Genomic DNA, 9,693 nt, shown 5'->3' on the forward strand with positions numbered 1-9,693 from the left:
CGGGTCCGGGTCCGCCCGGGACCCGCCGCGCGCGCACGGCCGCGTCCGTTCCGACCCTGGCGTCGGCCGCCCAGGCCGCCGCGCGGCAGAAGGAGACCCGACGATGGCCCACTGGCGCATGTCTCCCAACCTGGAGCTCAACCAGGTCGTGGACCGGCTGAACGCCGCCGGAGCCGACATCATGAACCTGGCGTTCGGCGAGTCCCGGCTGCCGCTGCTGCCGTCGCTGGCCGACCTGCTCACCGCCGCGGCGCACCGGACCACCTACGGCCCGGTCGCCGGGACCCCGGCGGTCCGCGAGGCGGCGGCCGGGTTCCTCGGCCGCCGCGGGCTGCCCACCGATCCCGAGCAGGTGGTCGTCGCGCCGGGCAGCAAACCGCTGCTGATGGCCGTCCAGCTGGCCGTCCCCGGTGACGTCCTGCTGCCGCGGCCCTGCTGGAACAGCTACGCGCCGCAGGCCCGGCTCGCGGGCAAGGCCCCGATCGGCGTGCCCATCACGGCCGAGGCCGGGGGCGTCCCCGACCCGGCCGCCCTGCGGGCCACCATCCGGACGGCGCGCGCCCGGGGCCTGGACCCCCGGCTGCTGATCTGCACGCTGCCCGACACGCCGACCGGAACGCTGGCCCCGCCCCGGCTGGTGCGGGCGATCTGCTCGATCGCCGAGGACGAGGACCTGGTCATCCTGTCCGACGAGATCTACCGCGACATCGTCCACGACCCGGGCACCGAGTTCCTCAGCCCGGCCGAGGTCGCCCCGCACCGCACGGTCGTCACCAACGGGCTGTCCAAGAGCATGGCCCTCGGCGGCTGGCGGATCGGGCTGGCGCGGTTCCCGGCCGGCGCGCGCGGCGAGCAGATCCAGGCGGGAGTGCTGGGCGCGGCCAGCGACCTGTGGTCGACGCTGGCGCACCCGATGCAGGAGGTCGCCGGGTACGTGCTCGGCGACCCGCCCGAGGTCCGCGAACGCCTGGCCGCGAGCGCCCGCCTGCACGGCTCCGTCGCCCGGACGCTGCACACGGTCATGGTCGCCGCCGGCGCCCGGTGCCGTCCGCCCACCGCGGCGTTCTACGTCTACCCGGACTTCGAGCCGCTGCGCGCGCCCCTGGCCGCGCTCGGCATCACCGACTCGCACTCGCTCCAGCAGTACCTCTTCGAGGAGTACGACATCGCCGTCCTGGCCGGGCACAAGCTCGGCGACGAGACGGGCGCGCTGCGGTTCAAGGCGTCCACGAGCATGCTCTACGGCAGGACGCCCGACGAGCAGCTGGAGGCGCTGGACAGCGCCGACCCGGCGGCCCTGCCCCACATCCGCAGGGCCACGAGGCGCATCGAGGCGGCCGTGGCCGACCTGCGCTCGCGCTGCCTCGTGGAGGACTCGGTCTGACCCGGACGCACCCTGGGTCGCACCGCCGGACGCACCACGGCGCGGGCTCTCCGGTCGCTCGTGAGCCGCTTTCTAAGCCGCGGCCTTATGGCTTCGGGTGGGGCCTTACGGTCACGGTCGTGGCATGGAAGCCGCCGTCGCCGCATCCGCGCTGCGCCGCACGTACGAGCGCAGGCGCAAGGACACCGTCGTCGCCCTGGACGACCTCACCCTGACCATCGACCGCAACGAGATCCACGGGCTGCTCGGGCCGAACGGCGCGGGCAAGACCACGCTGGTCAAGATCCTCTCCACCGTGCTGCTGCCGACGTCCGGGACCGCCCGGGTGCTCGGGCACGACGTCGTCGCCGAGACCGGGGCCGTCCGGTCGCTCGTCGGGCTCGTCCTCGGCGGGGACCGGGGGCTCTACGACCGGCTCACCGCCCGCCGCAACCTGCTGTTCTGGGGCGCGCTCTACAAACTCGACGCCCGGACCGTCCGGCTGCGGGCCGACGCGCTGCTGGAACGGGTCGGGCTCGCCGACCGGGCCGACGACCCCGTCGAACGGTTCTCGCGCGGGATGCGGCAGCGCCTGCACCTGGCGCGCGGGCTGCTGCACGAACCGCGGGTGCTGTTCCTGGACGAGCCGACGTCCGGGCTCGACCCCGTGGCCGCCACGGCGTTCCGGCGCCTCGTGCTGGACCTGCGGGACGAGGGCCGGACGTTCCTGCTGGCCACCCACGACATGGACGAGGCGACCGCGCTCTGCGACCGGGTCTCCCTCATCGACCGCGGGCGGCTGCTGCTGACCGACGACACCGCGAACATGGGCCGGATCCTCGGCGACCGCGAGTGCGTCGACTTCACCCACGACGACACCGCTCCCGAGCCGACCGCACGGGCCGGGTCACTGGCCGAGGCGCTGGCCCTGCTGCCCGAGGTCACCGACGTCGAACGGCTGGGCGACCGCTGGCGCGTCCACACCACCGACCGGGCGGGCTCCCGGCGCGTCCTGGCCTGGCTGATCGAACGGGACGTCCTCACCGCTCGGCACGCGCGGCCCACCCTCGAAGAGGTCTACCTGCGGACCGTCGGCGATCGGGGGCTGCGGGTATGACCTCCTCCAATGAGCGGCGACCGCTCGCGGCCCGGCGGGTCCCCCTGGCGCGGCGGGCATCCGTGATGTGGCGGGTCTCGCTGGTGTGGCGGGTCTCGCTGGTGTGGCGGGCCTTCCGGCTCCAGACCGTGCTGTCGCGGCGCAGCCCCTCCCATGCGCTGATCCTGCTGGTCGCCCCGATGCAGACCACGAGCCTGCTGGCGCTGACCCTGCACGCGCACCGGCCGGACGCGGTCGCGAGCGCCGTCATCGCCCCCGGCCTCATCGGCCTGTGGGTGTCCTCGCTCGACTACGCCGGACGCGTCGTCCCCGAGGACCAGTGGGCCGGACGGTTCACCCCCATGGTCGCCGCGCCCGTCCCCCTCGCCCTGGTCGTCGTCGGACGCGTCGCCGCCGTCGTCCTGGTGGGCGTCCTGGCGTTCGCCGAGTCCTGGCTGGTGGCGGCGCTCGGCTTCGGCCGGGTCCTGACCGTCCGGAGCCCCGGCGTGTTCGTCCTCGCCATCGCGGCGACCTGCCTGGCGTCGGTCGGCACGGCGATGCTCCTGGCGGGCGTCATCTCGCTGTCGCGGGCACGGGACGTCCTCCAGAACTCGCTGAGCTACCCCTTCTACATGCTCGGCGGGGTCGTGTTCCCCCTCACGGTGCTGCCCTCCTGGGTGCGCCCGCTCAGCCACCTGGTGTTCCTGTCGTGGAGCGCGCGCCTGCTGCGCGACGCGGTGCACGGGACGGCGCACGGCGGCCCGCTCGCCCTCGCGCTCGCGGCGATCCTCGCGCTCGGCGCGGCGGCGCTCGCGGGCGGGATGTGGCTCACACGCCGCCTGGTGGACGCCGCCCGGCGCGACGGGACGGTGGGGTACGCATGATCCACGCGATCCGCGTCATCGGGCAGGCGACCGTCCTCGGCTTCGCCGAGATGGGCCGCGTCTACACCTGGCGGACCTGGACGTTCGGCTGGCTCCTGCGGCTGCTCTGCCAGGTGTCGTTCTACGCGCTGCTCGGCTCCTACCTCGGCGATCCGGGACTGACCCGGTTCGTGCTGGTCGGGAACATCGTCGTGCTGGCCTGCATGGAGTCCACGATCGTCGTCATCTCGCTGGCGGGCGAGCGCGCCCAGGGGACGCTGCCGCTGCTGGCCGTCGCGCCCGCCGGGCACCTGCCCGTCTACCTCGGCCGGGGCGTCCAGTGGATGACGACCGGGCTGGTCAGCTCGATGGTCGCCTGGGCCGTCCTGCCGCCGCTGCTCGGCGTCCCGCTGCCGTGGCCGCGCGCGGCGTACGCGATCCCCGTCATCGTGCTCGTCCTGGTCAGCAGCTACGGCTACGGATGCGCGCTGGCCGGTGTCGCCCTGCGGACGCGCGGCGTCGAATGGCTCGTGCTGAACTTCGCCTACGGGATCATCATGGCGTTCGGCGGGACGAACGTCCCGCTGTCGGTCTGGCCCGCCCCCCTGCGCGCGGTGGTGGAGTACCTGCCGCTCGTCCACGGGCTGCAGGCCGTCCGCGGCATCCTGGACGGCGCGCCCGCCGGCCACGTCCTCGCGCAGGTCGGGGCCGAGGCGCTGGTCGGCGCGGGCTGGTACCTGGTCGCCTGGCTGTCCATGGAACGCCTCGTCTCGGTCGGACGCCGCACCGGCACGCTCGACCACGCGGGCTGACGGGCCGGCGCCCTGAGCGGACGGCCCGGGAGCCGGCGGCGCCCTCAGGGAAGGCCGAACGCCTCCGTCCCCCAAGGGACGGAGGCGTTCTCACCTCTGCGGACGTCTGTCCGGCGTTCTCCTACGCGCCGCGCAGGACCGCGCCGGTGCGCTCCGCCGCGACGGCGACGGCCGCGTCCCGGGCCTCGCTCGCCTCCTCGGCGGTCAGCGTCCGGTCGGTCGCGCGGAACCGCAGCGTGTAGGCCAGGGACTTGCGGCCCTCGCCGACCTGCTCGCCGGTGTACACGTCGAACAGCCGCAGCGACTCCAGCAGGTCGCCCGCGCCGTCGCGCAGCGCGGACGCGACGTCGGCGGCGGGCACCCCGGCGTCCACCGTCAGCGCCACGTCCTGCGTCGCGACCGGGTACGCCGACACGTGCGGGGCGCGGACGTCGCGCGGCTCGCCGAGCGCGCGGACCTCCAGCTCCATCGCGCAGGTGCGCGCCGGGAGCCCGAACGCCTTCACCACGCGCGGGTGCAGCTCGCCCGCGTGCCCCACGAGCGTGTCGCCCGCGTACAGCGCCGCGCAGCGGCCCGGATGCCAGGGCGCGTGCCGGTCGGCCTTCACCGTCAGCTCGACACCCGCCTCGCGCGCGACCGTGCGGGCCGCCTCGACGGCGTCCGCCCAGACCGCGGCCTCGCCCCTGCCCCACCAGCCGGACGGGGCGCGCTCGCCGGACAGCACGGCCGCGACGCGGAACGGCTGGTCCGGCAGGGCGGCGTCGATCGAGGCGATGTCCTCGGCGGAGGGCGCCCGGTCGACCGGCAGCCGCGGCGCGCCCTCCGGCGCGTCCGGACGCGGCCGGAAGACCCGCCCGGTCTCGTACAGCGCGACGTCGCCGAAGCCGCGGCCGACGTTGCGGGCCAGCGCCTTCAGCAGGCCCGGCAGCAGCGTCGTGCGCAGCAGCGGCTCGTCCTCCGACAGCGGGTTCGCCAGGCGCAGCGCGGCACGGCGCGCGTCGTCCTTCGGAAGCTGCAGGTCGTCGGCGTCCTTGCCGGAGGTGAACGGGAAGTTCAGCACCTCCACGTACCCGGCCCCGGCGAGGGCGCGGCCGATCCGGCGGCGCAGCCGCTGGTCGGTGGTCAGCCCGCGGCCCGCGACCGGACGGGGCGCGCGCGACGGGATCCCGTCGTAGCCCTCCAGCCGGATGACCTCCTCGGCGAGGTCGTTCGGGTCGCCCAGGTCCGGACGCCAGGACGGCGGCGTCACGGTCAGCTCGTCACCGCCCGCGACCGCGCAGCCGACCTGCTCCAGCCGGCGCACGACGGTCCCGCGGTCGTAGGCGACGCCCGCGACCTTCGCCGGGTGCCCGGCGGACATCGTGATCGTGCGCGGCTCGACCGCGGTCTCGGCGTGCGTGACGCCCGGGACGATCTCCGCGCCGCCGAGCTCGGCGAGCAGCCGCGCCGCGCGCGCCGACGCGTACAGCGGCAGCTCGCGGTCGACGCCGCGCTCGAACCGGTAGGACGCCTCGCTGTGCAGCTTGTGCCGGCGCGCCATCCGCGCGACCGCGACCTCGTCGAAGTGCGCGGCCTCGATCACGATGTCGGACGACTTCTCGTCGATCTCGGTGCTCAGCCCGCCCATCGTCCCGGCCAGGCCGACCGGCCCGGACGCGTCGGTGATCAGCAGGTCCTCGGCGTCGAGCTCGCGCTCGACGTGGTCGAGGGTCTCCAGCCTCTCCCCCGCCGCCGCGCGCCGCACGACGATCGGGCCGGTCAGCTTGGCCCGGTCGAAGGTGTGCAGCGGCTGGCCGAGCTCGAGCATCACGTAGTTCGCGACGTCCACGGCGAGCGAGACCGGGCGGACGCCGGCGCGGAACAGCCGCACCCGCATCCGCAGCGGGGTCTCGGCGGACGGGTCGAACCCGCGCACCTCGCGCAGCACGAACCGGTCGCAGCCGGACGCGTCGCCGATCGACGCCGGGTACACCTCGTCCGAGCCGTCCGGCAGTTCGACCTCGGCAGGGTCGTGGAACGGCACGCCGTAGGCGGTCGCGGCCTCGCGGGCGATGCCGCGGATCGACAGCGCGTAGCCCCGGTCCGGAGTGACGGCGATGTCGAGCACGTCGTCGCGCAGGCCGAGCAGCTCCATGGCGTCGGCGCCGACGGCGGTGTCCGGCGGCAGGACCAGGATGCCGTCGTGGTCGTCGCCGATCGCCAGCTCGCGGACCGAGCAGATCATGCCCTCGGACATGTGCCCGTAGGTCTTGCGCGCGCCGATCTTGAACCCGCCGGGCAGCTCGCCGCCGGGCAGGATGACCACCACGTGGTCGCCGACCGCGAAGTTGGTCGCGCCGCAGATGATCTGCTGCGGCTCGCCGGTGCCGTTGGCGTCGCCGACGTCCACGGTGCAGAACCGGATCGGCTTCTTGAAGCCGGTCAGCTCCTCGATCGTCAGGACCTCGCCGACCACCAGCGGGCCGACGACGTCGGCGCCCGCGCGCTCGACGGTCTCGACCTCCAGGCCGGCGTCGATCAGCTTCGCGGCCAGGTCCCGGCCGGTGATCCCCTCGGGCAGCTCGACGTACTCGCGCAGCCAGGAAAGCGGGGCCCGCATCAGATCTCCATCCCGAACGGAAGGGTGAACCGGACGTCGCCCTCCACCATGTCGTGCATGTCCTCGACGCCGTGCCGGAACATCAGCGTCCGCTCGACGCCCAGGCCGAACGCCCAGCCGCTGTAGCGGCCCGTGTCGATGCCGCAGGCCACCAGCACGCGCGGGTTGACCATGCCGCAGCCGCCCAGCTCGATCCAGCCCTCCGAGGAGCAGGTGCGGCACGGCTCGCCGCCCGGCTCGGCCGACGCCCCGTGGCACACGAAGCACTGCATGTCCACCTCGGCGGACGGCTCGGTGAACGGGAAGTAGGACGGCCGGAACCGGGTCTTCAGGCCCCCGCCGAACATGCCGGTGACGAACGCGTCGATCGCGCCGCGCAGGTCGGCCATCGTCAGGCCCTCGTCCACCGCGAGGCCCTCGAGCTGGTGGAAGACCGGAGCGTGCGTCGCGTCCAGCTCGTCGGTGCGGAAGGTGCGGCCCGGCGCGACCACGTAGACCGGCAGCTCGCGCGAGAGCAGGGAGCGGATCTGCACCGGCGAGGTGTGCGTGCGCAGCACCACGTCGGACTCCTCCGACTCCACGAAGAAGGTGTCCTGCATGGACCGCGCGGGGTGGTCGGGCTTGAAGTTCAGCGCGTCGAAGTTGAACCAGCCCGCCTCGACCTCGGGCCCCTCGGCGACCTCGAAGCCCATGGCGACGAACACGTCGGCCATCCGCTCCTGGAGCGTGGTCAGCGGGTGCCGGGCGCCGCGCGGCGCGCGGTCCCACGGCAGGGTGACGTCGACGGTCTCCTCGACGAGGACGCGCTGGTCGCGCTCCTCCTCCAGTTCGGCCTGGCGCTTCTTCAGCGCCTGCGCGACCGCGCCGCGGGCCGCGCCGACGCGCTTGCCCGCCTCGGCCTTGGCCTGCGGCGGCAGCGCGCCGATCTCGCGGTTGGCCAGCGCCAGCGGCGAGCGGTCGCCCGCGTGCGCGAGCCGGACGGCCTTCAGCCCGTCCAGGTCGGCGGCGGCCGCGATCGCCGCGATCGCCGCGTCTCGGGCCTTGTCGAGCTCCGCGGGTTGCAGCGCGGACACCTCGACGGGGTCGTAGGACTTGTTGGGTGCAGACATGGTGATGTGATGACTCCGGTCGGCGTGGGACGTCCGCAGTCTAGTGCGCGGACGGGAAAGATCCGGAAAAGCGTGCGCGTGCGCGCCGCCCGCACGGGGAGCCCGGTGCCGCCGCGGTTCGAGCGTGCGCTCAGGCGGTGGCGTGGTCGGGGGCCCCGGCGGGCACGGTAAATCGGAACTCGGCGCCGCCGCCGGGCGCGCGCCGCACGGTGATCGTGCCGCCGTGCGCCTCGACGAGGCCCTTCACGATGTAGAGGCCGAGGCCGGTGCCGCCGCGGCGGCCGGACGCGGGCCCGCGCCAGAACTGCCGGAACACGCGCTGGGCGGCCTCGGGCGGAATGCCCTCGCCCTCGTCGCGTACCGACACCGCGGCCCCCTCCTTGTGCGCGTCCGGCTCCACCACGATCGTGACAGTACCAGCGCCGTGCCGCACCGCGTTCTCCACCAGGTTGCCGATCACCTGGTCGATCTTGTCGGGGTCGAGCCAGAGCTCGGGCAGCTCGCCTCGCGTCTCGAACCGGAACCGGTCGGCGGGGTCGCCCGCCGCGACCCGGCCCGCGATGATCTTGCGGACCTCGTCGGCGAGGTCGACGACCTGGCGGCGCATCTCCAGCCGGCCCGCCTCGATCCGGGACACGTCCAGCAGCTCGGTGATCAGCCGGGTCACCCGGTCGGCGTCGGCGTTCACCGTCTCCAGCATGACCAGCTTCTGGTCGTCGTTGAACCGGTGCCACTTGGCGAGCAGCGTCGCGGTGAAGCCCTTCACGCTGGTCAGCGGCGAGCGCAGCTCGTGCGCGACGGTCGAGACCAGGTCGGCGCGGTCGCGCTCGCGGCGGGCGCGGCGCAGGGCGTCGCGCAGGGTGACGGTGAACCGTTCCACACGTCCCTCGGCGTCCCTGCGGTAGGCGGCGCTGACCAGCAGCTCGGTGCCGTCGGGGAGGAAGAGGGTCTGCTCGGGGTGGCGGGTGCGGGTGGCCAGGCCCTCGTAGGGCGCGGCGCACTTCCACCAGTCGCGCCCCTCGGCGTCGTGCAGCGGCAGGACGTCGCGGAAGTCGCGGCCGATCGCCGCGTCCGCCGGGACGCCGGTGAGCCGCCGCGCGGCGGCGTTGAAGATCGTCACCCGGCCGTCCGGGCCGGCGACGAGCAGGCCGTCCGGCAGGTCGTCGGGATCGAGCGCCCCGGGACCCTGCGGAGCGACGTGCCCGGACCTCGGACCGGGCACGCGCCGACGCGCGGTCGGGGAGTCCTCTCCACCCACGGACGGCCTCCAGAACACCGGACGGGACGCGGCCTGACGACAACAGACTCTATCCGGAGACGGCGACGGCGCGGGACCCGAGAGGCGCCACGGGGCAAGCGTTTTGTGGCCTTCGCGGCCCCGCGCGCCCCTCCCGGCACCGGCCCGCCCCGAGAGGCGCCGCCCACCCGCCCGGAGCACCCCCGAGGGCAGCCGTGACCGCCTCGGGCGCCGCGCGGTCAGTTCCGTGCGGGTCAGTTCCGTGCGGGTCAGTTCCGTCCGGCGATGGCGGCGACGGCGTCGTCCACGTCCCCGTGCAGCGGGAACCGGGCGTCCAGGCCGACGACGCGCAGCAGGCGCAGCTGCGCCGGGCGCACGCGGGCGAGCCGGACGCGGCCGCCGTGCGCGCCGAGCGCGTTGCGGAGCGCCACCAGCACGCCGATGCCGCTGGCGTCGCAGAACCGCACGCCGCCGAAGTCGATCACCAGGTCGGCGCAGGCGGGGCCGCCGTTCAGGCCGGCCAGGTCGGTCAGCCGCGCGCGCAGCGCGTCGGCGGTGCGCAGGTCGATCTCGCCCGCGACGGCCACGACCGTGGTCGTGCCGTGCACGGCGGC

8 protein-coding genes are annotated in these 9,693 nt (G+C 74.8%); 4 read left to right on the forward strand and 4 right to left on the reverse strand.

What is annotated here, in order from left to right; translation table 11 throughout:
- Window positions 1-103: 103 nt before the first annotated feature.
- From DZF91_RS33225 to DZF91_RS33240, 4 genes are all read left to right on the forward strand, one after another.
- The gene (locus DZF91_RS33225) at window positions 104-1,384 is read left to right on the forward strand and encodes a pyridoxal phosphate-dependent aminotransferase (RefSeq protein ID WP_117361008.1); all 1,281 of its coding nucleotides are present in this window, start codon (window positions 104-106) and stop codon (window positions 1,382-1,384) included.
- A gap of 124 nt (window positions 1,385-1,508) precedes the next feature.
- Complete coding sequence (locus DZF91_RS33230) at window positions 1,509-2,480, forward strand: ABC transporter ATP-binding protein (protein ID WP_117361009.1); 972 nt, start codon at window positions 1,509-1,511, stop codon at window positions 2,478-2,480.
- Window positions 2,477-3,343, forward strand: a complete 867-nt coding sequence (locus DZF91_RS33235; RefSeq protein ID WP_117361010.1) for an ABC transporter permease — start codon at window positions 2,477-2,479, stop codon at window positions 3,341-3,343. Before DZF91_RS33230 ends, DZF91_RS33235 begins: the two co-directional genes overlap by 4 nt.
- Window positions 3,340-4,134, forward strand: coding sequence for an ABC transporter permease (locus tag DZF91_RS33240; protein WP_117361011.1), 795 nt, complete (start codon window positions 3,340-3,342; stop codon window positions 4,132-4,134). Before DZF91_RS33235 ends, DZF91_RS33240 begins: the two co-directional genes overlap by 4 nt.
- Before the next feature lie 121 nt (window positions 4,135-4,255).
- On the opposite strand, the gene pheT is transcribed toward DZF91_RS33240, so the two are convergent.
- The 4 genes from pheT to DZF91_RS33260 all read right to left on the reverse strand — a co-directional run.
- Window positions 4,256-6,733 (reverse strand): phenylalanine--tRNA ligase subunit beta, encoded by a 2,478-nt coding sequence (pheT, locus tag DZF91_RS33245; RefSeq protein ID WP_117361012.1) that lies wholly within the window; start codon window positions 6,731-6,733, stop codon window positions 4,256-4,258.
- Window positions 6,733-7,842 (reverse strand): phenylalanine--tRNA ligase subunit alpha, encoded by a 1,110-nt coding sequence (pheS, locus tag DZF91_RS33250; RefSeq protein WP_117361013.1) that lies wholly within the window; start codon window positions 7,840-7,842, stop codon window positions 6,733-6,735. The genes pheT and pheS overlap by 1 nt, the downstream gene beginning before the upstream one ends.
- Window positions 7,843-7,972: 130 nt before the next feature.
- Window positions 7,973-9,064: a sensor histidine kinase gene (locus DZF91_RS33255; RefSeq protein WP_117361014.1), complete on the reverse strand. Its 1,092-nt coding sequence runs from the start codon at window positions 9,062-9,064 to the stop codon at window positions 7,973-7,975.
- Window positions 9,065-9,348: 284 nt separating this feature from the next.
- The coding region (locus DZF91_RS33260) for an STAS domain-containing protein (protein ID WP_147341508.1) at window positions 9,349-9,693 on the reverse strand (345 nt) is incomplete at its 5' end.

It is taken from the genome of Actinomadura logoneensis (assembly GCF_003428695.1).
In the GTDB taxonomy this organism is placed as follows: Bacteria; Actinomycetota; Actinomycetes; order Streptosporangiales; family Streptosporangiaceae; genus Spirillospora; species Spirillospora logoneensis.

What these genes read in the sequence shown, in the direction of transcription:
- pheT (WP_117361012.1), bottom strand. Translation starts at nt 6,733, where the DNA reads ATGCGGGCCCCGCTTTCCTGGCTGCGCGAGTACGTCGAGCTGCCCGAG.
- pheS (WP_117361013.1), bottom strand. Translation starts at nt 7,842, where the DNA reads ATGTCTGCACCCAACAAGTCCTACGACCCCGTCGAGGTGTCCGCGCTG.
- DZF91_RS33225 (WP_117361008.1), top strand. Translation starts at nt 104, where the DNA reads ATGGCCCACTGGCGCATGTCTCCCAACCTGGAGCTCAACCAGGTCGTG.
- DZF91_RS33235 (WP_117361010.1), top strand. Translation starts at nt 2,477, where the DNA reads ATGACCTCCTCCAATGAGCGGCGACCGCTCGCGGCCCGGCGGGTCCCC.
- DZF91_RS33240 (WP_117361011.1), top strand. Translation starts at nt 3,340, where the DNA reads ATGATCCACGCGATCCGCGTCATCGGGCAGGCGACCGTCCTCGGCTTC.
- DZF91_RS33230 (WP_117361009.1), top strand. Translation starts at nt 1,509, where the DNA reads ATGGAAGCCGCCGTCGCCGCATCCGCGCTGCGCCGCACGTACGAGCGC.